This window comes from Xanthomonas sp. WCS2018Noco2-27 (genome assembly GCF_031843525.1).
GTDB lineage: Bacteria > Pseudomonadota > Gammaproteobacteria > Xanthomonadales > Xanthomonadaceae > Xanthomonas.
On sequence record NZ_JAVTIK010000020.1, the window covers coordinates 19,083 to 41,779 of the forward strand.

20 protein-coding genes and 1 other RNA gene are annotated in these 22,697 nt (G+C 65.2%); 4 read left to right on the forward strand and 17 right to left on the reverse strand.

Translation table 11 applies throughout. The features are described from left to right. Nucleotides 1-71: 71 nt before the first annotated feature. From RQH86_RS21335 to dusA, 3 genes are all read right to left on the reverse strand, one after another. Nucleotides 72-755, reverse strand: coding sequence for a response regulator transcription factor (locus RQH86_RS21335; protein WP_002808458.1), 684 nt, complete (start codon nt 753-755; stop codon nt 72-74). 71 nt (nt 756-826) lie between these two features. After that, nucleotides 827-1,135 (reverse strand): hypothetical protein, encoded by a 309-nt coding sequence (locus RQH86_RS21340; RefSeq protein ID WP_055850192.1) that lies wholly within the window; start codon nt 1,133-1,135, stop codon nt 827-829. A 336-nt stretch (nt 1,136-1,471) separates the two neighbouring features. Next, nucleotides 1,472-2,476 (reverse strand): tRNA dihydrouridine(20/20a) synthase DusA, encoded by a 1,005-nt coding sequence (gene dusA, locus RQH86_RS21345; protein WP_311239314.1) that lies wholly within the window; start codon nt 2,474-2,476, stop codon nt 1,472-1,474. Between the two features lie 149 nt (nt 2,477-2,625). Here dusA and RQH86_RS21350 point away from each other — a divergent pair, with 149 nt between their 5' ends. Continuing rightward, on the forward strand, nt 2,626-2,907 hold the full coding sequence (locus tag RQH86_RS21350) for an NIPSNAP family protein (RefSeq protein ID WP_311239315.1): 282 nt from the start codon (nt 2,626-2,628) through the stop codon (nt 2,905-2,907). Between the two features lie 30 nt (nt 2,908-2,937). Here the strand turns inward: RQH86_RS21350 and RQH86_RS21355 are convergent, their stop codons facing one another. The 8 genes from RQH86_RS21355 to aroE all read right to left on the reverse strand — a co-directional run bounded on the left by RQH86_RS21355 (nt 2,938) and on the right by aroE (nt 10,725). Beyond that, a complete protein-coding gene (locus RQH86_RS21355; RefSeq protein WP_055847177.1) occupies nt 2,938-3,162 on the reverse strand; it encodes a hypothetical protein in 225 nt (74 codons plus the stop codon). Nucleotides 3,163-3,310: 148 nt separating this feature from the next. Further along, on the reverse strand, nt 3,311-3,586 hold the full coding sequence (locus RQH86_RS21360; RefSeq protein WP_311239316.1) for a hypothetical protein: 276 nt from the start codon (nt 3,584-3,586) through the stop codon (nt 3,311-3,313). A gap of 625 nt (nt 3,587-4,211) precedes the next feature. Next, nucleotides 4,212-4,787: an ankyrin repeat domain-containing protein gene (locus RQH86_RS21365; RefSeq protein WP_055847175.1), complete on the reverse strand. Its 576-nt coding sequence runs from the start codon at nt 4,785-4,787 to the stop codon at nt 4,212-4,214. A 57-nt stretch (nt 4,788-4,844) separates the two neighbouring features. Next, nucleotides 4,845-6,350 (reverse strand): catalase KatB, encoded by a 1,506-nt coding sequence (katB, locus tag RQH86_RS21370; protein WP_193552479.1) that lies wholly within the window; start codon nt 6,348-6,350, stop codon nt 4,845-4,847. A gap of 508 nt (nt 6,351-6,858) precedes the next feature. Further along, on the reverse strand, nt 6,859-8,994 hold the full coding sequence (gene dinG / locus RQH86_RS21375; RefSeq protein WP_311239317.1) for an ATP-dependent DNA helicase DinG: 2,136 nt from the start codon (nt 8,992-8,994) through the stop codon (nt 6,859-6,861). A 291-nt stretch (nt 8,995-9,285) separates the two neighbouring features. Continuing rightward, nucleotides 9,286-9,513 carry a hypothetical protein gene (locus tag RQH86_RS21380; protein ID WP_055847167.1) on the reverse strand — a complete coding sequence of 76 codons (228 nt, stop codon included), beginning with the start codon at nt 9,511-9,513 and terminating at the stop codon, nt 9,286-9,288. Then, the gene (locus RQH86_RS21385) at nt 9,510-9,863 is read right to left on the reverse strand and encodes a hypothetical protein (RefSeq protein WP_311239318.1); all 354 of its coding nucleotides are present in this window, start codon (nt 9,861-9,863) and stop codon (nt 9,510-9,512) included. The genes RQH86_RS21380 and RQH86_RS21385 overlap by 4 nt, the downstream gene beginning before the upstream one ends. 10 nt (nt 9,864-9,873) lie before the next feature. Then, a complete protein-coding gene (gene aroE, locus RQH86_RS21390) occupies nt 9,874-10,725 on the reverse strand; it encodes a shikimate dehydrogenase (protein ID WP_055847161.1) in 852 nt (283 codons plus the stop codon). 52 nt (nt 10,726-10,777) lie between these two features. Here aroE and RQH86_RS21395 point away from each other — a divergent pair, with 52 nt between their 5' ends. Beyond that, nucleotides 10,778-11,659: a TolB-like protein gene (locus tag RQH86_RS21395; protein WP_311239319.1), complete on the forward strand. Its 882-nt coding sequence runs from the start codon at nt 10,778-10,780 to the stop codon at nt 11,657-11,659. Nucleotides 11,660-12,326: 667 nt separating this feature from the next. On the opposite strand, the gene RQH86_RS21400 is transcribed toward RQH86_RS21395, so the two are convergent. The 3 genes from RQH86_RS21400 to RQH86_RS21410 form a co-directional block, all read right to left on the reverse strand. Beyond that, nucleotides 12,327-14,861 (reverse strand): sulfite reductase flavoprotein subunit alpha, encoded by a 2,535-nt coding sequence (locus tag RQH86_RS21400; protein ID WP_311239320.1) that lies wholly within the window; start codon nt 14,859-14,861, stop codon nt 12,327-12,329. A gap of 379 nt (nt 14,862-15,240) precedes the next feature. Beyond that, nucleotides 15,241-16,230 (reverse strand): porphobilinogen synthase, encoded by a 990-nt coding sequence (gene hemB, locus RQH86_RS21405; RefSeq protein WP_228323301.1) that lies wholly within the window; start codon nt 16,228-16,230, stop codon nt 15,241-15,243. A 223-nt stretch (nt 16,231-16,453) separates the two neighbouring features. Further along, complete coding sequence (locus RQH86_RS21410) at nt 16,454-16,696, reverse strand: hypothetical protein (RefSeq protein WP_311239350.1); 243 nt, start codon at nt 16,694-16,696, stop codon at nt 16,454-16,456. 213 nt (nt 16,697-16,909) lie between these two features. On the opposite strand from RQH86_RS21410, the gene RQH86_RS21415 reads away from it, so the two are divergent. Both RQH86_RS21415 and RQH86_RS21420 read left to right on the forward strand, forming a co-directional pair. Beyond that, nucleotides 16,910-16,985: non-coding RNA, sX9 sRNA (locus tag RQH86_RS21415), on the forward strand. Nucleotides 16,986-17,044: 59 nt separating this feature from the next. Then, on the forward strand, nt 17,045-17,500 hold the full coding sequence (locus tag RQH86_RS21420; RefSeq protein WP_115514183.1) for a hypothetical protein: 456 nt from the start codon (nt 17,045-17,047) through the stop codon (nt 17,498-17,500). A gap of 75 nt (nt 17,501-17,575) precedes the next feature. Here RQH86_RS21420 and RQH86_RS21425 read toward each other — a convergent pair whose 3' ends face one another. The 3 genes from RQH86_RS21425 to RQH86_RS21435 all read right to left on the reverse strand — a co-directional run bounded on the left by RQH86_RS21425 (nt 17,576) and on the right by RQH86_RS21435 (nt 22,218). Next, nucleotides 17,576-19,366, reverse strand: coding sequence for a DUF885 domain-containing protein (locus tag RQH86_RS21425; RefSeq protein WP_311239321.1), 1,791 nt, complete (start codon nt 19,364-19,366; stop codon nt 17,576-17,578). Nucleotides 19,367-19,434: 68 nt separating this feature from the next. Next, the gene (locus tag RQH86_RS21430; protein ID WP_311239322.1) at nt 19,435-19,917 is read right to left on the reverse strand and encodes a cytochrome c oxidase assembly factor Coa1 family protein; all 483 of its coding nucleotides are present in this window, start codon (nt 19,915-19,917) and stop codon (nt 19,435-19,437) included. A 63-nt stretch (nt 19,918-19,980) separates the two neighbouring features. Further along, nucleotides 19,981-22,218, reverse strand: a complete 2,238-nt coding sequence (locus tag RQH86_RS21435; RefSeq protein WP_311239323.1) for a S9 family peptidase — start codon at nt 22,216-22,218, stop codon at nt 19,981-19,983. Between the last annotated feature and the right edge of the window lie 479 nt (nt 22,219-22,697).

Here is a 22,697-nt window from a genome sequence, read left to right on the forward strand (position 1 = left end):
GCGCGGCCGCCAACGTCTGTACCACTTGGAGCGGCCCGGCACCTGATCTTCCTGTTTACGGACGCGCGGACTCAGCCTTCGGTACGCGGGATGGCGAAGCGGTAGCCCCGACCACGTACGGTCTCGATGGGCTTGAGTTCACCATCCGGGTCGAGCTTCTTGCGCAGACGACCGATGAACACTTCGAGCACGTTGGAGTCGCGATCGAAGTCCTGCTGATAGATATGTTCGGTGAGGTCGGCCTTGGAGACCAGTTCGCCGGCATGCATCATCAGGTACTCAAGCACCTTGTACTCATAGCTGGTCAGATCGACGTTGGCGCCGTTGACGCTCACCGTCTGCGCGGCCAGATCCAGTGCCACCGGGCCGCATTCCAGCGTGGGCTTGCTCCAGCCAGCGGCACGGCGCAGCAGCGCGTTAACGCGAGCCAGCAGCTCTTCGACATGGAACGGCTTGACCAGATAATCGTCGGCGCCCTGCTTGAGGCCTTCGACCTTGTCCTGCCAGCTCGAACGCGCGGTCAGGATCAACACCGGGAATTTCTTGCCTTCGTCGCGCAGCGCCTTGATCAGCTCCATGCCCGACATCTTGGGCAGGCCAAGGTCGATGATGCCGACGTCGAACGGCACTTCGCGGCCCATGTACAGGCCTTCTTCGCCGTCTTGTGCAGCGTCGACCGCAAAGCCTTCACGCTTCAGACGCGCGGCAAGGGTCTCGCGCAGCGGAGCTTCGTCTTCGACCAAAAGAATACGCATGCACTCTCCCTAGTAACGTTATCGGCCAACAGCCGGGGAATTTATGAGACTGAACGCAGAACTATCTACGTTCAGTGGTTATCGCTGCGTGGTGGCGCTGGCGGATCGGGCGGGGCAGCGCTGGGCGGTGGAGCGGCCTGCGGCTGCTCTAGCTCGTCCACAGTGTGGACGCGCCCGTTCTTCATGTACTTGACCCGATTGAGGTTGCCGCCATCGTACGGCACACGCTCGGCAGCCAAAATTTGTCCACCGGTAGACCGCTGCACATGGCGGATGGTGTCCGACAAGGTGCGGCTGTTACCGCGTGCCGATGCCGGCATGCCCTCGCGACCACCCTGCACCATGGGATACCCCTGACCCCACGCCGACGGCGCGGCCAGGACACCCCAGAGGGCGACCAGGGCGACATAGCGAACGCGGCTGAGCGGATGGGTCACAACTGGATCCTAGCGGGTTGTTCAGGAACATTCAAAATTCGTAAAACCGAGCATGCATCACACAATGCCTGGGTTCCGTAAATTGAGCCAAATTCTTGATTTTTGGGGGTGAATCCGATCTGAACTTTTTAGCTTCGTGTTAACGCCATTCAGCCAAATGAATGCCACGAAGGAGCAGACGCCCTGCCAGCAAGGCTTTCGCGCTCGATGACGGACTCCGAGACCGTGATCAACAACGGTCCTGGCCTGCCTGTTCAGCTAATGCAAGCGCCGGGCCAATCAGGCAACGACGCGCCAGAGCTGGCTGTCGGTTCGCTGCAATGCCTGCTCGACCAGCTCCCAGCCAGCGCCTGGACGGTGTGCGCCCTCGCTCAGCACCTGACGGAACGCCCGCCCGCCCGGCTGCCCATGGAACAGGCCCAGCACGTGCCGGGTGATGTGCTTCAGCGCAAGCCCCTGCTCCAGTTGGGACTCTACGTAGGGACGCAGCGCCCGTAGCAGCGTCTCGCGCGACTGCACCGGGCGTTGGGTCAATGCGGCATCGAGCTGATGCAAGACATACGGGTCGTGATATGCGGCGCGACCGAGCATCACGCCATCGGTCTGCTGCAGATGCGCCAGCGCGGCGTCGACGGCGGCGATGCCGCCATTGAGCACCACCGGCACGTTGGGACGCTCCTGCCTGAGGCGATATGCCCAGTCGTAGCGCAGCGGCGGCACCTCGCGATTTTCCTTCGGCGACAGGCCCTTGAGCCAGGCATTGCGGGCGTGCACTACCACCATCGCCGCGCCGGCCGCGATGACTTGATCGACAAAGCGGGCGAACACGGCGTAGTCGTCGTCATCGTCCACACCCAGGCGGCATTTGACCGTGATCGGCAGCTGGGTGGCCGCGCACATGGCGGCGACGCACTCGGCGACCAGCGCCGGCTCGCGCATCAGACAGGCGCCGAAGCGCCCCGCCTGCACGCGATCGGACGGGCAGCCGCAGTTGAGGTTGATTTCGTCATAGCCCCATTCCTGCGCGATGCCGGCCGCCTGCGCGAGCAGGGCCGGATCGCTGCCGCCGAGCTGCAGCGCCAGCGGGTGCTCGACTGGATCGAAACCGATCAGCCGCGTGCGATCACCATGGATCACCGCGTTGGCATGCACCATCTCGGTATACAAACGTGCGGACGGCGCCAGCAGGCGGTGGAACACCCGGCAATGCCGGTCGGTCCAGTCCATCATCGGGGCAACGGACAGGCGTAGGGAGGCGGTGTAGCGATCAGCAGAAGCGGTCATCGACGGTTGGCCGCAGCGAGCGGCCATTGGAATGCGAAGCAGGATCAATAGCTTACACGGGCGTCGATGAATCTGCGGCAGTGCGGCCTGGCATGCTGATGCAGCGTGATGCCGGACCAGGCCGCACGATCACCTGCTTGCTGCGCTAGGTGACCGACCGCTATCAACTGGCCGCATTCGAACACGACGCGCGGTTGCGGATCCCGCTGGTGGCGCGCTTCGGCGGCCAGCATCACGGCTATTTTCTGCCGTCGGAAAGGGCGAACAACATCGCGTTGGCGCTGTTTTCGTTTCCCTCGCTCGCCAAGTGCGAGCGCTCTCGGGTGGCATCGCTGCAGGATGCGGGGTGTCTGTCGGCGTTCGCCTATATGGAGCGAACGCGGTGCATCGTCAATGACGAGCGCAGCTTCTTTGATCCGGTACTGGCGTAACGCTGCGCGCGTTTCCGGACGTAGGTGCGATTACGGGTTGCGGAAGCCCACACGCTCTTCGGCGCTCAGCGGCTTGCCGAGGGCGTGGTAAGAGGCAGCCAGGGTGATCAGGGACGTGCCCATCACCGCATAGAAGCTCCACGAGGTGGCCAGTACATGCACCTGGCCGAACACCAGCGCGACGACGGCGGTGGCGGTGCACAGCACCATGGCGAGCAGGGACATCAGAAAAGGGATGGAGGGATCGAGCTTCATGGCCGGGGGTTCCAAGGTGCGATAGCTCCAGCATCGGCGTTCCTGGCTCGTTCTTGAACTGTTTTTTGCGCTTTTTTCGAACCAATTTTAAGCAAGTCAGCGCGCGCTCAGTTTTATGTCAAAGCCTTGGCGCACAAGGGTTTCGACGTCAGAAATCTCCTGACGGGATGGCGGAAAAATCATCACCACCGCCAGACTTCCAACGCAGGTGTGGCGGAAAACCGACGAGATGGCCATCACGGTTTGGCGTGGCCGCATCCAGGTCGCTTACGTCACGATCGTGTGCTGTCGTTGCCCTGCTGATTTGCGCGCGACACACGGAGGTGATCGCGCCGGGCAGCCCCCAGATGCAGGCAGCAGCCCGGTCGAAGACGTGCTTGTCTGCGCGCTTGCCGGAACCGTGAGACATCGCGGCCAGTGCCATGCGGAGCCATCCGGACGCGTCGGTGCTCTGGGCTGGATGCCCTACTCGTGGTCTGTCCACAACAAGCGCGGGGACCAAGAGCGGTTAACACCACTGGCGCGCAGTCGTCAGGTGGGGGTGGACGCCACGCTCAGAGCCGGAGTGGACGAATGTGGCCACGCCGCGCTGAGCAACGTGCGCGCCGCCTGGCGGCTGCACCATCGTTTGGTGAGCTGCGCTAAACCTGCCTACGTAATCTCATGCGTTGACCGCGTGCCGAGCGCGGCCATCGAGCGCTATCGAAAGCCCTATGACTGGCTGACAACGCTAGCGACCAAGGATCGAGTAGACGCGGACGCTACGCAGCTAACGCAGCGTCCGCGTGGTCGATGCCGAATTGGGGCATCCGGCCGCGCCGGCCTGGAAGGCTTCGCGGCGGTGGCTGGGCGATGGCCTTGTTGGCCGCTTGCGCGCGCCAAGGTCGCTGTCGTTCGGAGCATTGGTAGCGTGATGGCAAAACACGCCTGGCAAATGTTGCTGCGGACTACTGTGCGCGCTCCGGCCTGTGGTGCACTCTCAAGAACAGCTTACGCAGGCGCGCAACTTGCGGAACATGCACGGCCGCAGGTCACGTCACCGAACACGCTCAGCGTGCCGGGGCGGTGGCGAATTCGCCGCGCTGCAACTTGGTCACATCGTTGCCCTGCCCGTCCTTGAGGCTGAGGTCTGCGCCCTTGGCGGCCAGGTCCTTGAGCACGTCTGTCCGCTGGAACAGCGCTGCATACATCGCCGCGGTCTGGCCGGCGTTGTTACGTTGGTCGGGTGCGCAATCGGCCTGCATCAGACGCTTGGCGATGCCGAGCTCGCCTTTGAAGATCGCGCCCATCAGCGCAGTGTTGCCGCGTTTGTCCTGCGCGCAGGGGTCGGCTCCTGCGCTCAGCAGCTGCTCTACCGCCGGGCGTTGGCCGTGGTAGGCGGCCAGGATCAGCGCGGTATAGCCCTTCTCATCGCGGGCGTTGAGGTCGTAATGCGAGCGGATGAACTCGGCCAGCATCTCCTGGCGGCCTTCGCGCGCGGCATCGAAGAAGTACTCACGTAGCTGCAGCTTGATCTGCTCGGGGCTGGACGTGGATGGGGTAGTCGCTGCGGGCGTGGCAGACGGCGAGGCAGCGATGGCTGGCGCACATAGGGCGCTCAGCATGATCAATAGCAGAGTGCGCATATCGCTCTCCCAAGACGGGGACGGCACCGCGGCGTGGCCGCGATGCCGTCGGATGGATCAGTCCTGCAGGCTGGAGGCCAGCTGCTTGACGCGGGCCAGGTCGCCCTTGGCAACACGGGCCACACCAGTGCCGTACTCCGGGTCGGCTTTGTACAGGAACGACAGGATGATGTGCTTGCTCTCGGTGTCGGTGTTGGACAGCGACTCGCCGAAGCTCTGCACCAGATCTGCACGATCCTTCTTGCCGTAGGAGCGGTACAACTCACCGGCCTGCTTGAAGTTCTGTTCGCGGGTGATCTTGGCCTGCTGGGTGGTACCGGACAGCGGCAGTTCGCTGTAGCGCGCGGCGGTGTCCTGCGGACGCGGCTCCAGGCGGCTCGGCTCGTAGTTCACGCCACTGCTGGTCTGACCGATGTTGCCCTGACCATCCTGGTTGCCGTTATTGACGGCTACGCGTGGGCGGTTGACCGGCAGGCTCAGGCCGTTGGCACCGATGCGATACAACTGGGTGTCGGCGTAGGAGAAGATACGGCCCTGCAACAGGCGGTCTTCAGACGGTTCGATACCCGGCACCAAATTGGCCGGCGCCATCGCGACCTGCTCGGTCTCCTGGAAGAAGTTGTCGACGTTCTTGTTCAACACCATCTGGCCGACCTTCTGTTCCGGCACGTCCGGCCAGATCTTGGTGGCATCGAGCGGGTCGAAATCGAACTTGGCCAGGTCTTCCGGCTTGAGCACCTGCACATACAGGTCCCACTTCGGGTAATCGCCCTTCTTGATCGCGCCGACCAGATCGTTGGTCAGGTGGCTGTAGTCCTTGGACTGGACGGCGGCAACCTGCTTGGGATCGAGGTTCTTAATGCCTTGCAGCGTTTTCCAATGGAACTTGACGTAGTGCACTTCGCCCTGCGCGTTGACCAGCTTGTAGGCGTGCACGCCGTTGCCATCCATGAAGCGATAGCCGGCAGGCGTGCCTTCGTTGGAGTACAGCAGCGTCAGCGTGCGCGTACCTTCGGGCACGTGCGAGAAGAAATCGAAGCGACGCGAGTCGTCGTCAAGATTGGTGCGCGGGTCCGGCTTGAATGCGTGGACCATGTCGGGGAACTTGATCGCATCGCGGATGAAGAAGGTGGGGAAGTTGTTGCCGACCAGATCCCAGTTGCCTTCGCTGGTGTAGAACTTGGTGGCGAACCCGTGCGGGTCGCGCAGCGTTTCAGGCGAGTGATTGCCATGCACAACGGACGAAAAGCGCACGAACACCGGAGTCTTTTCGCCGGCGCTGAATACCTTGGCCTTGGTCAGGGTGGACAGATCGGCAGTGGCGGTGAACTCGCCTTTGACGCCGGTACCGCGCGCATGCACGACGCGCTCGGGAATGCGCTCGCGATCGAAGCGCTGCAGCTTCTGGATCAGCTGCACGTCCTGCAGCAAGGTCGGGCCGTTGGCACCTGCCGTCTGCGAATTCTGGTTGTCGCCAACCTTGGCGCCGTTGTCGCGGGTCAGTACAGATTGGGCGAAGACCGGCGGAGCGATCAGCGTGGGGGCTAGCAGGGCTAGCACCATGAGGGATCCAGGGCGCATGGCGTCAGCTCGTGTTGAAGGACCTGAATCATGGCGAGCGGGCCGAAGTGTGAAAAGTCATTAGTTATGATCGCAGCGATAGGCGAACATGATGATGACTGCGTTGCGTGATATGCATCGCTTTTCGTGTGGCAGCGTGTTGCAGATAACGCGACTGTTTCGGCTTCAAGCGTCTCGTCTGCATTCGCATCGCATGACGTCATTACCGAAACACGTAGACCGATGCTGCACTGCAAGGCGATGCCATGCGAAAAAACACTGCATCTGCAGCAACCAACGCGATGCCTGACAAGCAACTGCGCCCGCATGCATGAGGTGACACAGGCTGCGCATGATCGCTCGCGGCGGCATGCCGGATGACGACGCTGCCATGCGTGGCAGTCGCTATGCAGTGCTCGAGTACAACCTTGTCGACCGAGACCAGGCGGTCAACATCGCTGATCGCTCAAGATCACTGAGCGCTGCATTGGCACACCATGTGCCGACGCACTCAGCGCCCGATCACCCGCTTGAACGGTGGCAACGCGTCGATGATGCGTTTGCCGTAGCGACGCGTCAGCAGGCGAGAGTCGAGAATGATGACGCGGCCGTGGTCATTGGAGCTGCGGATCAGCCGCCCTGCAAACTGGGTGAGTGTGCGTAGCGCATGCGGAATCGCAATCAGGTTGAACGCATTGTGGCCGCGGCTTTCCAGCCACTCGCTCAAGGTCGAGGTCTGCGGGTCGGTCGGCACCGCGAATGGCACCTGGGTGATGACCACCGTGGTGCAGGCATCGCCGGGCAGGTCCAGGCCTTCGCCAAAAGAATTCAAACCGAACAACACCGAGCCTTCGCCAGCAGCAATGCGGCGCATGTGTTCGGTGATCAATTGCGACTTGTTGCCTTCGCCCTGCACCAGCACACGGTTGCGCTGCGCCAGCGGCATCAGGTCGGCGACCTTTTCCATCTTCCAGCGCGAGGTGAACAGCACGATGCTGCCCTTGGCGTTCCAATCCAGTTCGCGCACCAGATACTTGGCCACTTCCTTGGGATGCCCTTCGCGGTCGTCCGGGGTGACCGGAAAATTGGGCACGATCAGTTCGGCCTGATTGGGCAGGTCGAATGGCGAGGCCAGCGAGGCCATTTCGGCGTGATCGGGCAAGCCGTTGTCGATGGCGAAGGATTGGAAATCGCCACCGCCGGTGAGCGTGGCCGAGGTCATCACCACCGAATCCACTTCGTTCCAGATCATCGTGCGCAGCACTTGCGCGGCCGACACGGGAGAGCAGTGGCAGATCAGATCACCCTCGCGCGAGAGGGTGATCCAGCGCGCCATCGGCGGCTGGCCTTCCTTGTCTTCGCGCCGCCAGCCGCTCCACAGATTGTGTTGCTGCTCGGCCATTTCCAGCGCCAGGCCCAGGTTGCGTTGCAGGCGTTCGCGTGCGGCATCGTCCTGCTTGCCCTTAGCCACTGCGCCATGTGCGGCATGTACCCAGTTGAACAGCGCGCGGGTTTCTTCGCCCAGTTCTTCGATGGCCGGGCCCCACTGCGGCGGCAACTTGCCGTTGGCAGCACGCCACAACGGATCGCGCTCGCCAGGCTCGGGCTTCCACACGCGCTCGACTTCGGCATGGAAGGCCTTGAGCAGTTTGGACACCCGCGCGGCCACCTCAATGGCTTCGTTGGGCAGCAGGTTGCCGATCTTGTCCTTGTCCACCGCGCGGTACGCGGCGGCAATGAGAATCTGCATGCGGCCAGTGCGCTTGGCCATCTCGTCCAGCGGCAGATTGGCCGCGCCCTGGTCGATGGCCACGCCGGCGATGTGATGGCCTTCGTCGAGCACCAGCAACATGTCCGATGGCGGCGCGATCAGCGGCTGGCCGTTTTCGGCATCGCCCAGCGACAGCGAGGACAGCAGCAAGGCGTGGTTGGTGACCACGATCTGCGCTTCGCGCACATCGGTGCGTGCCTTGAGCACCGGGCATTGCGCGGCATAACTGCAGCGGCGCCCCGCACAGCCGGAGGCGGGCGTGGTGATGCGCATGCGCAACGGCACCGAGACCTGCTCGGGGGCATCGTCCAGGTCGCCGCTCCAGGTGCGTGCGGCGTAGGCCTTGGCCAGCCGTTTGGCCAGATCGGCATCGACGGGGCTGAGCGGGCGATCGTAGAGCGCCTGCTCGTCTTCGAACATGGCGTTCTGGCTGGTGTCGCCTTCCAGCTCGGCGGCATTGCGCGTGCACAGATAGCGGGTGCGGCCCTTGGCCAATGCCACGGTCGCTTCCAGCCCGGTGGCTTTGAGGAAGGCCGGGATGTCGCGCTCCACCAACTGCGACTGCAGCGCCACGGTGCCGGTGCTGATCACCAGCTTCTTCTTGGTCGCCAGGGCGATCGGCACGCCAGCGGTGAGATAGCCCAGGCTCTTGCCCACCCCGGTGGGCGCCTCGGCGATGCCGATGCCGCCGGAGGTGGCCAGCGCACGCGAGACCAGACCGATCATCTGACTCTGCGCGCGACGGGTGGCAAAACCGGGCGTATTGGCCTGCAGCTTGGCGTAAGCGTCGCGGATGCCGGCCTTGATCGGGTCGGTCAGCACACGCTGGGCGGGGACGGGCGCGGACGGCGCAGCCGGTGGGGCAAGGTCACTCATCGCGCTATTTTCGCACGGACCGGCGCAGCGCCTGCGAACGATACGCGCGGCAGCTGAACCTGTTTGCCGGATGCCCTTGCACGGTTTGGCGACCGATGTCCGGAGCGGATGACGCAAGCGCGCACGTCGGCAAATGGCGGCGAATACTGCACGCGGGATCTGCGTGCACGCTGCGCTTGCCGCTTTCGATCAACCCCGGTCCTTCTGGGATCACTCAGAGATGCGTTGGCGGTGCTCGAAGACCGGCAACCGCCGCGGACAACCCACAGCTGGACTCCGTGGAATGTTGGATCAACCGCGTCGCGGCCAGGCGTAGCGCGCCCAAACCACGCCGATCACGGCCATGGCCACGCCCATCGCCAGCATGCCGATGCCCACACCGGCCGGACCGAAGCGTTCGTACAGCAGTCCGCCCCGGTTGACGGTGGCCAGCGCCTGCGGATGCAGCAACGTCCAACCGCCCTGCCCTGCACAGATCAGCCCGACCAGGACGAGCGCCAACGCCTTGAGCGGGATCATGCGCGCGGACCCGCAGCAGGCGGCAGCCGTTGCAGGCTACGCGCCAGAGTCCACACCAGCACGCCAATGCCGACGCCTTGCACGGCGGTCAGCACGAAGCGGCCGACGCCCATCACCAGACCAATCTGGCGCACGTTGCCCTGCTGCAGCAACAGCATCGGAATCGACTGCAAGGCCACCTCGGCCAGCACACAGCCCAGCAGCAGCCACAGCCCGGCCAGCGCGGCACGCCGCAGCGGCCCGTGCGGGGCCCGCCACAGCAGCACCAGCCCCAGCAACAAGGCGATCAGCATCGGCACCCGCGACAGCAGGCTGGTGATCAGGCTGAGCAGGATGTCGGTGGTGGTCATGGGCAACGGCTCAGTCCGCGCTGACCAGCACGGCGTCGCGCGCGCGCAGCGCCGCGTACACCGGGTCGGTGTCCGGACGCACGCCATGCCACAACGCGAAACTTTCTGCGGCCTGCTCCACCAGCATGCCCAGGCCGTCGATGGCGTAACGACAGTGCGCGGCGCGTGCCCAGGCCAGGAACGCGATGGCGGTTTCGCCGTAGTTGAGATCCACCGCGGCGGTCAGGCTGTTGACCAGGCCCAACGGCAGCGAGAACGCACCGGCGTCGCGGTCGCGCCCGGCGGCAGTGGCGTTGACGATCAGCTCGAAGTCGCCCAGTTCGCGCAGGTCTTCGATGTAGCGCGACACCACCCGGCCGGGTTCGCCCAGCGCATCGCACAGCGCATCGGCGCGCTCGGGCGAGCGGTTCACCACCACCATCTCGGTGATGCCGGCATCCAGCAGCGCCGGTGCCACCCCGCGTGCGGCGCCGCCGGCGCCCAGCAGCAACACGCGGCGACCGCGCAGATCCAGGCCGTGGCGATCGGTGAGGTCACGCACCAGGCCGACGCCGTCGGTGTTGTCGCCCTGCCATTGGCCGTCGTTACGCACCAGCGTGTTCACCGCTCCGGCCAGCTGCGCGCGATCGCTCAGGCTGGCGGCCAGCGCAAAGGCGGCCTCCTTCAACGGCAGGGTGACGTTTGCGCCCTTGCCGCCTTCGTCGGCGAAGCGCTGCAGCGTGCTGGCGAACGCGTCCGGCGGCGCATCGATGGCGGTGTAGTCCAGCGCGATGCCGGTCTGCTTGCCGAAGTCGGCATGGATGGCCGGCGACAGCGAATGGGCGACAGGGTGACCGAACACGGCATAACGGGATACGGGCATGAAACGCTCTCTGGTTGACTAGACTGTGCGCGACTTGGAGCAGGACCACCGCATGCAACTTCGATGGACGCCGCTCGCGCTGGCGGCGAGTTTACTCTTCGTCCCGTCCGCGTCGGGACTTGCCGAGTTCGGCATCGAAGGGATGGGTGTGGTGTCCACGCCGGCCAACGAGGCGCACGCCACGCTCAGCCCGGACGGGCAGCGCATCGTCTGGGCCAGCGACCGCGCAGGCGGTGCCGGGGGTTGGGACCTGTGGCAGGCGCAGCTGCGCGGCGGGCGTTGGCAGGACGCGCAGCCGCTGCCGCTCAACACCGCCCAGGACGAGATCACGCCGCTGTTCAGTGCCGATGGACGCTGGCTGCTGTTCGCCTCGTCGCGGCCCGGCGGCGCCGGTGACAGCGATCTGTACCGCGTGCCGGTGGATGCGCAAGGCGGCCTGGGCGCGGTGCAATCACTGGGCGCGGCGATCAACAGCCGCGACGACGAGCGCGCACCGAGCCTGTCGCTGGACGGCACGCGCCTGCTGTTCGCCAGCGATGGCCACGGCGGTGCCGGCGGCCTGGACGTGTTTGTGGCGCGCTGGGACGGGCGCGCATTCACCGCGCCTGCGCCACTGCGCGACATCAACACCGCGGCCGACGAACTGGATGCGGCCTGGCTCGGCGACGGGCGTGGCCTGGTGTGGGCACGCGGCGCAGTCGATGGCCCCAGCCAGTTGCTGCTGGCCGCATGCAACAACGGGCACTACGCCCAGGGCCAGCCGTTGCCGCTGTCGTTCAACGGGCCGCAGGAGCGCACGTTTGCGGCGGTGGTGGATGCATCCAAACCGGGCGAACTGCTGGTGACCGGCAGCGCACGTGCACCACGCGCGGGCCAGCTGGATCTCTACCGGATGAAGGCGCCGGCGATAGAGGGCGATACCAGCTGCCGCTGAGGGTGGATGGATGCGCGAAGTCAAACTAAGAGCGGCTGGCAAAGCACCTCGCGCTGGTCTATTTCAAAGAAGAGGATTGTGGGTCTTCAATGCAGGGCAGCTGCGCTGCGGCCTGGTTGTAGAGCTGCTGACTTGCGGCTTGGTTGCGGCGCTACAGAGCGCTGACTCGCGGCTCGGCTGCAGGGCTACAGAGCGCTGACTCGCGGCTCGGCTGCAGGGCTACAGAGCGCTGACTTGCAGCTCGGCTGCAGGGCCCACCCGCCTACCATCGCGGGACACGCTGCAAGTACGTCCTTGTCAGCGCTTACGCGGTATCCATGCTGCGTACCGTCCCGCGCCGGTAGGCGGGCAAGGACACGTCGAGATGGTCGGTGTGCACGGTCAAGAGCAGCGCGTGACATGCATTTTGGATAATGGCGTACCAACCCAATACCGATGCACCTTGCGAGAAAGAGGCTTTTCACGCGACCACTGAGCAACTCCCTGGTGCGGCGTCCTCCCCGCGTGCGGGACCGTGTGGCGGCATGGATGCTGCCACCCAGCCTCCACGGACGGATGCACGGCGTGTCCCGCGAGCGGTGAGGGCGCCGCGCACTCGACCTACCAGCCTTTGACGTGTTGTTAGCCCCCCCCCCCCAAGGCTGCGACGCAGTGGTCATGACTGTGCTCAGTACACATCGCGCCGATAGCGGCCCGCTGCCGTCAGCGCGTCCACGCGGGTGTCGCCCAGCAGTTCGCGCAAGGTGACGTCGACCGCGCGCGCCATGCTGTCCAGGCTGCCGCAGACATGGATCACCGCACCGCGATCGATCCAGTGCCGTAGCGCGTCGCCGGCATCGCGCAATTGATGCTGCACGTAGCGCTTGTGCGGCTGATCGCGCGAGAACACCCAGTCCAGTTGTTGCAGATGACCGCTTGCCTGCCAGGCCTGCAGTTCGTCGGACAACAGCCGGTCGTGTGCGGCGTGGCGTTCGCCGAACAGCAGCCAATGACCGTGTACGCCGGCCAGCTCGGCCTCGCGCAACAAGGCGCGCAACCCGGCGATGCCGGTGCCGTTGCCGATCAACACCATCGGCGCCGCTTCGATGCGATGGAAGCCGGGATTGGTGCGCAGCCGCGCGCGCACTGCCGCCCCAATCGGCGCATGACAGATCAACCAGCCCGAGCCCAGCCCTGGACTGCCATCGCTACGGGTGGTCAGGCGCACCACCGCCGTGGCCACGCCATCGGCCGGCACGCTGGCCAGCGAGTAGTCGCGCGTGGGCAACCAGTCGCAGGCATCCAGCCAGGCCTGTGGATCCGGACACGGCGCGGGCGGCGTCGCGGGCGCGGGCGGCAGCACACGCTCGGCAGCGGCCTGATGTAGCGGCAGCAACTGCGCATCGACATGCACCAACGCATCGGACGACAGGCCCCACGCTGCCAGACACGCACGCACCTGCGCATCGGCGTGCGCAGGCTGTACTTCGAGGATATCGCCCGCCTGCCAGTGCGCCTCAAGCGGTGGCTGCAGGTCGATGCGCCAGATCGGCGCGCCCTCGCTGCCCGGGTTGAGATGGGTGCGCGACGACAGCGCCCACTGGCTCAGGCGCGGACGCGTCAACGCAACCGCGGCCAGCGGCGCGCCGGCAATCTGCGCCAGCTGCGTATGCCATTGCGCCAGCGCCTGCGGATCGGCGTTGTCCATTTCCACTGTGGGAAACAACGCGCGTGCACCCTGCGCGTCCAACCACTGCTCGATGCGCCGCGAAAACCCGCAAAACTGCGCATATTGGCGGTCGCCCAATGCCAGCACCGCGTAGGCCAGCTGCGGCAAGCCGATGCGTTGGCGCATCAGTTCGCGCTCGAACCCACGCGCCGCATCCGGCGGCTCGCCATCGCCGAACGTGCTGATCACCAGCAAGGCGTGCCGGGTGGCCTGCAGTTGCTGCACATCCACCTGCGCCAGTGCGCGCACCTGCACCGGCAGGCCGGCCGCTTGCAGGTGCCCGGCCGCCTGCCAGGCCAGCCGTTCGGCAAAGCCGCTCTGGCTGGCGAAAGCGATCAACCATGGCTCGGCCTGCGAGGCCGGCGGTGCGTTCTGCAGCACCACGCGTGCGGCGCGCAGCTCGCGCTTCTTGCGGCGGCGATCCAGGTACAGCATCCAGCCGCTGATGAAGAACACCGACATGCCGAGGCTCGCCAGCATCACCACGATGCGCCCCGGCAAGCCGAAGAAACTGCCCGAATGCAGAGGAAACATGCTCACCAGCCATTGCTGGCCGCGCGGCAACCGCGCGTAGTCCTGGCGCTGCAGCAAGGCGCCGCTGGCCGCGTCGATTTCCAGATTGTCGTAGGCGCGGTCGTGGTCGGGCCGATCCGGCAAAAATCGCACGCTCATCGGCTGCCCGGCACGGGTGGGCACCCGCAGATCCAGCGCGGCGTGATAGGTCCCAGGGATACCGTCCAAGGTGCGCTGCACACGTGCGAAATCCACCGTCGCCGGCCGATGGTCGCCCCCGTCGCCGCGCATGGCCGGCTCCTTGCCGAGCAAGGCCACCATGCCGTCGCGGTACCAATCGTAGGACCAGGTCAGCCCGGTCAGCGCGACCAGCAGATAGACCAGCAGACACCAGGTGCCGAACACCGCGTGCAGGCTCCACAGAAAACTGCGCCCCTGCCGCCGCCATTCCACCACCCACCAGGTCCGCAGGCTCCACCAGCGCCGCGGCCAACGCAGATACAGCCCGGACGCGCAGAAAAACAGCAGGATCAAGGCGCACGCCCCGGTCACTGCCTGGCCGCGCTTACCCGCGGTCAGATTGCGGTGCAGGTCCTCGATAAACGCAAACGCCCCGCTCAGGCGCGGTGCGGCGACACGCGCGCCGGTGTAAGGATCGAAGTACACGCGCCCGCCGCCCTTGCCCGCCAGACGTGCGGTGGATGGCCGCGCGCCGGTGGGGTCGATCAGCATGCGTGTCACCGCCTGCTGTTTTCCTGCGTCGCGCGGCAGCAGGTCGAGGCGCTGCAGCAACACATCCACCGGCAACGCACGCTCGCCGGCGGCATGCCGCACCGCCAACTGCGCGATGGCCGGGTTGGCCAGCCGCACGATTTCGTTCTCGAAGGACATCAGCGCGCCGGTCACGCCCATCACCGACAGCACCAGACCGGCGGTGATGCCGAGCAGCCAGTGCAGTTGGAACAGAACCGTCTTGAACACGCGCGAACAACCTGAAGCAGCAGGGCTCGCCATTGTAGATGAGAATCGTTATCGCAGATGACGCACTTGGTTCGATCGCGGTTGCGTGGTCTCGTAGGCAAGCCTGGCCGAGATCGCGATGCTTTCGCATCGCAATCAGACGCCTGGTTGTTGGCCTGCGGCTCCAGGCCGGCGATGTGTCAGATAGCGGCAGTTGATCGCATGGAATCAGATCAAATCGCTGCAGCGCGAAGCGGGCCGGCCGTACCGGTCCGTGCAAACACGCGGAAGCTCCGACCAAAACCATCGAATGCCGGCTTCACTACATCGCACCCACCTGCAGCGGCATCCACGAAAGATGCCACCACAGCGCCGCTCCACGCAGCACGTCTGGACGCGCTCAGCCTTCGCGCAACCAGCGCGCCACTTGCGGCGCGAAGTACGTCAGCACGCCATCGGCGCCGGCGCGCTTGAAAGCCATCAGCGCTTCCAGCACGCACTTGCGTTCGTCCAGCCAGCCGTTGGCGGCGGCCGCCTTGAGCATCGCGTACTCGCCGCTGACCTGATACGCAAAGGTCGGCACGCGGAATTCTTCCTTCACCCGGCGCACCACATCCAGGTACGGCATGCCCGGCTTGACCATCACCATGTCCGCGCCTTCTTCCAGGTCCAGCGCGATCTCGCGCATGGCCTCGTCGCTATTGGCCGGGTCCATCTGATAGGTGGTCTTGTCCGCCTTGCCCAGGTTGCCGGCGCTGCCCACCGCATCGCGGAACGGGCCGTAGAACGCCGAGGCGTACTTGGCCGAATACGCCATGATGCGTACGTTGAGATGGTCGTCGGCATCGAGCGCGCGGCGAATCGCGCCGATGCGGCCATCCATCATGTCCGAGGGCGAAATGATGTCTACGCCGGCCTGCGCATGCGACAGCGATTGCTTAACCAGCGCCTCGACGGTGATCTCGTTGAGCACATAGCCGGTGTGATCGATGATGCCGTCCTGGCCGTGCGTGGTGTACGGGTCCAGCGCCACGTCGGTCATGATCCCCAGCTCCGGAAAGCGCGATTTGAGCGCGCGCACCGCACGCTGCGCCAGACCGTCCGGATTCCAGGCTTCGGCGGCATCCAGACTCTTGCCCGCCGGGTCGATCACCGGGAACAGATCGATCACCGGAATGCCCAGTTCCAGCGCGTTTTCCGCCTCACGCAGCAGCTCGTCCAGCGACAGCCGCTCCACGCCCGGCATCGAGGCGATGGGCGCGCGGCCGGATAATTCATGCACGAACACCGGCCAGATCAGGTCATCGGTTGTCAGCGTGTTTTCGCGCATCAACCGACGCGAAAACGCATCGTGGCGCATGCGACGGGGGCGATAGTGCGGATGGGCCATGACGCGGCTCCTTGAGATAGCGCGTCAGTTTACGCCCGCAATCGCGCGCAGGACGCGCTGCGACGCAGTGTCGCAGCGCTGCAACGGCATGGCAGGCCGCTATCGGCGCGGCCTATCTGCAGGTCGGGCAGCGCTGCCAAGGCTGGGGATGCAAACCCTGCCCGATGCGTGCGTCGACACACACGCCGACGCACATGTGCATCAGCGCCTTGTCGAAAGCGCCCTAGATCACCCCGCCACCCAGGCTCAGGCGGATCACTCCAACCACGATCACCAACCCGTTGAGCAGCAAGCCGGTCTTGGCCCGGCCGCGGTTGCCGGCCGAGGTGAACAACAGCGCGATCGCCGCGATCAGCGCACCCATTGCCGCGAACGGAATCAGGAACCAGTTACCCCATCCCAGCAACGGGATGAAGGCCAGCACCATCCACAGCAGCGCCACAATGCCCCAGAGCAGGCTAATCAATCCCACGTGCCACCTCGTCTATCGAAGAAACACCGAGCTTAACGGGGCGGCTGCCAACACGCCGTGGGCGGGTGGTCACCCTGACCAATGGCGGCTTGGCAGCAGCCTCACATGGGCGTGGCTAGGGTGTGACGAGGCACGGAGCGATCCAGTGCGACTGACAAACCCATTGGGCAGCCGCCGCCAGGTGCCGCGGCGGGCGCTCGGTGCGGACTGGACCGCCCGTACACAGTGGTTCGTCCGCGTCGCCAGCACCCATCTGACGGCGGTTTGTTACCTCGTGTTAGCCACTCTTCAGTCCGGGCGCCGGATCATCGCCGTCATCACCAACATTCAGGGGGCCACATCATGAACAGGCATTTCGTCGTCGGCGCTGCACTGGCCCTGCTGCTGGCCGGCTGCGCCAGCAGCTCCAAGGTGATGCTCGGCCAGGCGCGCGCGCCGATCGACCCCACCAAGGTGCAGGTCTATTCGCACGCTCCGGTCGGCTCGATGGAGATCGCCCAGCTCGAATCCACCAGCGCCGCCGGCTTCGGCACCCAGGGCCAGACCGATGCCGCCGTGCAACGGCTCAAACGCGAAGCCGCCAAACTTGGCGCCAACGGCGTGGTCATCGTCGGCGTCGGCTCCGAGCGCTCCGGCGGCGGCCTGTCGGTAGGCGGTGGCAGCTACGGCGGCCGCGTCGGCGGCGGTTTGGGGATCGGCATACCGACCACGCAAAAGCGCGCGGCCGGTATGGCGATCTGGGTGCCGGCGGGGGCCGAAACTGGCGCCATGCCGGACGCACCACCTCCAGCGCGCTAATCGTCCAACGGCTTTAAACAACGCAGGCATGAGGCGGCTGACGACCGCTGCCGCATGCCTGTGTGCGCCTTGTGCTCAGCGCTTGTTCTGCTGTGCCGGAACGAACTGCGTCTCCACCGCCTTGGCTAGCTGATCCGGTGGCAGCAGACCTTGGTCGAGCAGGAAGTTGTTGAAGGCCAGGCGGTCGAACTTTTTGCCTAGCGCCAGTTCGGTGCGCATGCGCAGTTCGAGGATGCGGGTGTAGCCGTAGAAGTAACTACCGGCCTGGCCGGGGGCGCGGACGGTGTAGCGGTCCAGTTCCTGGCGAGTCATGGCGGGCGAGAGGCCGACGTCGTCTTCCAGTACCTGGCGCGCGCGTTCGCGGTCGATCAGGCCCAGGTTGAGCATGGGGTCAAGCATGGCGCGGGCGGCGCGCAGCAGGCGGAACTGCAGGGCGATCAGCTGCCCGTCGAGGGGCTCGTACGGGACCATTTCGGCTTCGGCATACAGCGCCCAGCCTTCGACGTTGACCGAGTTGAACGCGAACATGCTGCGCGCCAGCGAGACGCCGCGTTCGACCATGGCGGTGAATTGCAGCTCGTGACCGGGACGGCCTTCGTGGGCGCTGAGCGTCCAGGCGGCCGAGCCGAAGTTGAAGTCGTCGTACTGCTCCTTCTTGCCGCCGTCGGCGGCCGGGTTGCCCAACGGCAGCACGAACTGGCCTTGCTGGCCGGTGTTGCCGATCAGCGGTGCGGGCAGGAAGTGCGGTGCCGGTTGCGCAGCGCTTTCGGCGGCACTGCCCAGGCGCATCTGCATCGGGCGGTTGGGCACATCGACGATGCGCTGCTGACGAATGATCGGATCGATCTGGTCGATCACGCCGCGGTAGTAGGTTTCCAGTTGGTCGTCGGCGATGGTGTTGCCCTTGAGCGCACGGATCACCTGCACATAATCGCTACCCTGCACGCCCTTGGCCTTGGCCACCAGCGGGGCGAGCTGGCGCATGGCCGAGCGCGTTTCCATGAATTCCAGCTGCGCGCGCTGGATCAGCACCTGCGGGGCGATATCGATGCCGACCTGCTTGAGCTGAAACGCATACAGCGGCTCGGGCAGGCGAGTGTCCTTGCGCGCCTTGGGCAGCACGTTGGTGCGGGTCCAGCTGGCGTAATCCTTGAGCTGGGTGGACATGGCCTTGAGCGCTTCGTCGGTGCCAGCGATCTTGTACTTGGCGAACAACTCGCCGATGCCTGCGATGTAGGTGTCCACGTTGGCCAGCGCCTGTTCCACTTCGCGCTGGGTGGGCTGCAGCAACGCCTTGTTGCTCAGCTTTTCCTCGTAGCGCTGCCGCGCTAGCGTGGTAGTGGGCGTACTCCCCGGCGCCAGGCCGACATAACGCTTGAGGCGGTCCAGCGCTTTGGCGCGGCGCTCGGGCACGGTCTGGTCGGACAGCAGACCGTTGAGGCCACTGAAGACCGCCTCAGGCGCGTCGCTCCAGGGCAGCAGATAACGCTCGTTGAGTTCGCTGCCTTCGATGTTCTGCTCGGCAGCGCCGATCATGATCTGCAGGTCCTGGCGCACATTGGCATCGCGCTCGGTGGCGAGCTTGGTTTGCAGCGTGGCGCGCGCCTTGCGCATGGCATCGCGATAACGCGCGGCGTTGTCCGGCCCCAGGTCGACAACCTGATCGTCGTAGCCGGGCACCCCGAAGAAGCTGGCGTATTCGGGCTGGAACGGCGCCTGCGCATTGAGCAGGATCTGCGCATATCCGTTGCTGGTCTGCACCCAGGCCGGGCTGGCGGGTTGTGTGGGCGCGGTCTTGCCGGTCTGTGCCTGCAACGGCAACGAAGAACCGAGCGCCAGCGCAACGGCGAGAACGAGTGGCTTCATGAGGCAGATCCGCGAATTGAGTAGCGCGACCCTACGCATCCGCAGCGGCGGCGGCAATCCGCCTTAAGTCATGGCGTACGGGGCTGCGGCTGCGCGGGAGTTGCAGACGTCGCTGGCGACAGGTTGATCGGGTCGCCGTGTGGACCGGCAAACGTCAGGGTCTGGTAGGTCCAACGGCCGTGGCTGCGCGTGGCATCTACTTGCACGTTGCCGCTACCGCGCGGCCCGTGCAGGCCCACGCTGAAATGCGCCTCGCCGATGTCGCCGACATAACTGATGCTGCCATCGGGCAGAAACGCTTCGGTGATGGGAGTGCCTAGGGTCTGCACGACATGCGTGTCGGCCTTGGCGATGCGCAGCGCGTCGCGGTACACATCGCTGGATTTCACTGCCGCGGTAATCACGTAGATCAACGCGCCGATCACCAATGCCAGCAGCAGGAATAGCGCCAGGCCGATGCCGGGAACGACCCACTTCCAATGCCGGCTCCAGAACTCGACAGAGCGCAAACGATGCGGCGATACAACGGGAATGGGCGGCGGCAGCGACATGGCACTCCGTGTGCGAACGCAAGGGAAACCGACAGGCGATACGTCTAACGCAGCGGCAACCGTCTACTGCTGCGACGGCATCAGGCAGCGCTGCAAAAACGCCTCGGCGGTCTTGTAACGGTGCAATGCAGTGCTGCCGGACAGACCGTGCTTTGCGCCTGGGTACGTCATCAACTCGAACGGCCTACCGCGCTGCTGCAGCTCGCTCATCAACGCGGTGGAATTGGTGAACAGCACATTGTCGTCGGCCATGCCGTGGATCAGCAGCAGCTTGGCGTGCAGGCCATCCAGGTGGGTGGTGACGCGCGCGTTGCGATAGCCATCGGCGTTGCCGGCCGGCAGGTCCATGTAACGCTCGGTGTAGTGGGTGTCGTACAGACCCCAATCGGTCACCGGTGCACCGGCTACGCCGCAGGCATAGGCGTCGCTGTGTTTGGCCAGCAGCATCAGCGTCATGTAGCCGCCGTTGGACCAGCCCTGCACGCCGATGCGCGCCGGATCCACCCAGCGCTGGGTCTTGAGCCAGGCAACGCCTTGCAGCTGGTCGTCCACTTCCACCGTGCCCTGCTTGCCGTACAGCGCGCCACCGAAGTCGCGGCCGCGTCGCGGGGTGCCGCGGTTATCCAGCGAAAACACCACGTAGCCGCGCTGCGCAAGATATTGATCGAACAACGCATCGCCACGGCTGGGCCACGCATCGAGCACGGTTTGTGCAGCGGGGCCGCCATAGACATAGACGATGACCGGGTAACGCTTGCTCGCATCGAAGTTGTCCGGCTTGGTCAGCCGGTAGTGCAAGGGTGTCTTGCCATCGGCGGCGGTGAGCGTGCCGAAATCGATCAGGCGCTGCGCGTCGCGGTACTTGGCATACGGATGGTGCGGATCGGCCAAGTCGTTCTTGAGCAAGGTGGCGATTTTTTCGCCATTGGCGCGAAACAGCTCGATCTGCGGCGGTATGGTGGTGTTGGACCAGGTGTCGACATACACGCTGGCGTTGTTGGCGAAGCTGGCCGCATGCGTGCCATTGGATGTCGAGCGTTTTTCGATGGCGCCGCCGGCTAGCGGCACTGCATAGAGCTGGGTCTGCGTGGGCGAGTCCTTGCTGCCGGCGAAGTACACCAGGCCAGCCTGCTCGTCGACGGCCAGCAGCGCGTCCACCACCCAGGTGCCGGACGTTAGCGGCGTGAGCGTGGCGCCGTCTTCGGAGGCGAGGTACAGATGTTCGTAACCACTGCGCTCGGAATTCCAGACAAAGCGGCCGTCCTTGAGAAAACGCAGATCGTTGGTGAGCGGCACCCAGGTCGGCGAGCTCTCGGTGATCAGCGTGCGTTGCTTGCCGCTGGCCAACGTGGTTTCAATCAGCTCGAGCCTTTTTTGATCGCGCGATTGACGCTGAAAGGTCAGCCGCTGCGCATCGCGCCAATCCACGCGTGCCAGGTAGATGTCCGGCTGCTTGCCCAGATCGATCCACGTCGGTACGGCGGCGGCGCGCGGTGCGATCACGCCCAGCTGCACGGCGACGTTCGGTTGCCCGGCCTGCGGGTAGCGCTGACTGATCACCCCGGTGTGGTCGGCATAGACCTCCGGGCGTTTTTGCACCGGCACCTGCGCTTCGTCGATGCGCGCGAAGGCGATCGCCGAATCGTCCGGCGCCCACCAGTAACCGGTGTGGCGATCCATTTCTTCGTCTGCGACGAATTCGGCCACGCCGTTGCCGATGGTCTCGCTGCCGTCGCGAGTGAGCTGCAGCTGTTTACCGCTGGCCAGGTCGATCACCCACAGGTTGCGCTCGCGCACGAAGCTGACAAAACCGCCCTTGGGCGAGAGCTTGGCGTCGGTGGTGAAGCCTTCGCCGTGGGTCAGCTGGCGCACTGCGGCGGCGCCGGTCTTGCGCAGGTCGTACAGATACAACTCGCCACCCAGCGGGAACAACAGCGCCTGCGCATCCGGCGCCCATTGGTAATCGACGATGCCGGTGAGCGCGGCGATGCGTTGGCGCTCGCGGCGGGCCTTTTCCACATCGCTGAGCGTTTCGGTGCCGGGCAACACCACTTTGGAATCGACCAGCAGGCGGGTCTGGCGGCTGGCGATGTCGTATTCCCACAGATCCAGCTGGTTGCGGTCGCTGTCCTTGCCGCGCAGGAAGGTCACGCGCGAGCCGTCCGGGGCCACCTTGGGCTTGAGCAATGTCGGCCCCGACAGCGGCAACGGGCCGGTGATGGCCTCCAGGGTAAGTTTTTCGGCGTGGGCCATGGGGACGGTGCTGAGCATGAGGGCAAGGGCGGCGAACAGGGCGCGCATCGAAGATCCTGTCTGAAGACAGCGCACAGGATGCGGGCACGTGGGGTGTTTGAGAAGCGTGGCGATGGTGTGTGCTCGCCACGGGATGGTGCGCGCGTGGTTGTGTGCGTGTGCTGCAGGGCTGTGCTGGGGGGTGTGATCGTTCTGCTTTGGGCGAGCAGGAGTGTGTTTGGGCTGGCGGTTGAAGTTGGCGCGCTGCCGATGGTGCATGCGCATTGCATGCGAAGCAGATTGCGGCGCGCGGTAGGTCTGCCGCTAACTGCGTACCCTCACCCCAACCCCTCTCCCGGGGGGAGAGGGGCTCGATCAGCCGCGTTCGATTTGTCGCGTGCGGTTGATGTGCGCGAATGCCGCTGCTAACTCTTGCTGCTGCTTGCTCTTGCTGCTTGCTCTTGCTGCTTGCTCTTGCTGCTTGCTCTTGCTGCTAGCTCTTGCTGCTAGCTCTTGCTGCTAGCTCTTGCTGCTTGCTGTCGTTGTTT

Bases quoted from the DNA above. Each gene is read 5' to 3' on its own strand.
- aroE (WP_055847161.1), bottom strand. From the start codon at position 10,725: ATGCCCGTATCCCGTTATGCCGTGTTCGGTCACCCTGTCGCCCATTCG.
- RQH86_RS21360 (WP_311239316.1), bottom strand. From the start codon at position 3,586: ATGGCACTGGCCGCGATGTCTCACGGTTCCGGCAAGCGCGCAGACAAG.
- RQH86_RS21395 (WP_311239319.1), top strand. From the start codon at position 10,778: ATGCAACTTCGATGGACGCCGCTCGCGCTGGCGGCGAGTTTACTCTTC.
- hemB (WP_228323301.1), bottom strand. From the start codon at position 16,230: ATGGCCCATCCGCACTATCGCCCCCGTCGCATGCGCCACGATGCGTTT.
- RQH86_RS21385 (WP_311239318.1), bottom strand. From the start codon at position 9,863: ATGACCACCACCGACATCCTGCTCAGCCTGATCACCAGCCTGCTGTCG.
- RQH86_RS21435 (WP_311239323.1), bottom strand. From the start codon at position 22,218: ATGCGCGCCCTGTTCGCCGCCCTTGCCCTCATGCTCAGCACCGTCCCC.
- RQH86_RS21425 (WP_311239321.1), bottom strand. From the start codon at position 19,366: ATGAAGCCACTCGTTCTCGCCGTTGCGCTGGCGCTCGGTTCTTCGTTG.
- RQH86_RS21380 (WP_055847167.1), bottom strand. From the start codon at position 9,513: ATGATCCCGCTCAAGGCGTTGGCGCTCGTCCTGGTCGGGCTGATCTGT.
- RQH86_RS21430 (WP_311239322.1), bottom strand. From the start codon at position 19,917: ATGTCGCTGCCGCCGCCCATTCCCGTTGTATCGCCGCATCGTTTGCGC.
- dinG (WP_311239317.1), bottom strand. From the start codon at position 8,994: ATGAGTGACCTTGCCCCACCGGCTGCGCCGTCCGCGCCCGTCCCCGCC.
- RQH86_RS21335 (WP_002808458.1), bottom strand. From the start codon at position 755: ATGCGTATTCTTTTGGTCGAAGACGAAGCTCCGCTGCGCGAGACCCTT.
- RQH86_RS21365 (WP_055847175.1), bottom strand. From the start codon at position 4,787: ATGCGCACTCTGCTATTGATCATGCTGAGCGCCCTATGTGCGCCAGCC.
- katB (WP_193552479.1), bottom strand. From the start codon at position 6,350: ATGGTGCTAGCCCTGCTAGCCCCCACGCTGATCGCTCCGCCGGTCTTC.
- RQH86_RS21355 (WP_055847177.1), bottom strand. From the start codon at position 3,162: ATGAAGCTCGATCCCTCCATCCCTTTTCTGATGTCCCTGCTCGCCATG.
- RQH86_RS21420 (WP_115514183.1), top strand. From the start codon at position 17,045: ATGAACAGGCATTTCGTCGTCGGCGCTGCACTGGCCCTGCTGCTGGCC.
- dusA (WP_311239314.1), bottom strand. From the start codon at position 2,476: ATGACCGCTTCTGCTGATCGCTACACCGCCTCCCTACGCCTGTCCGTT.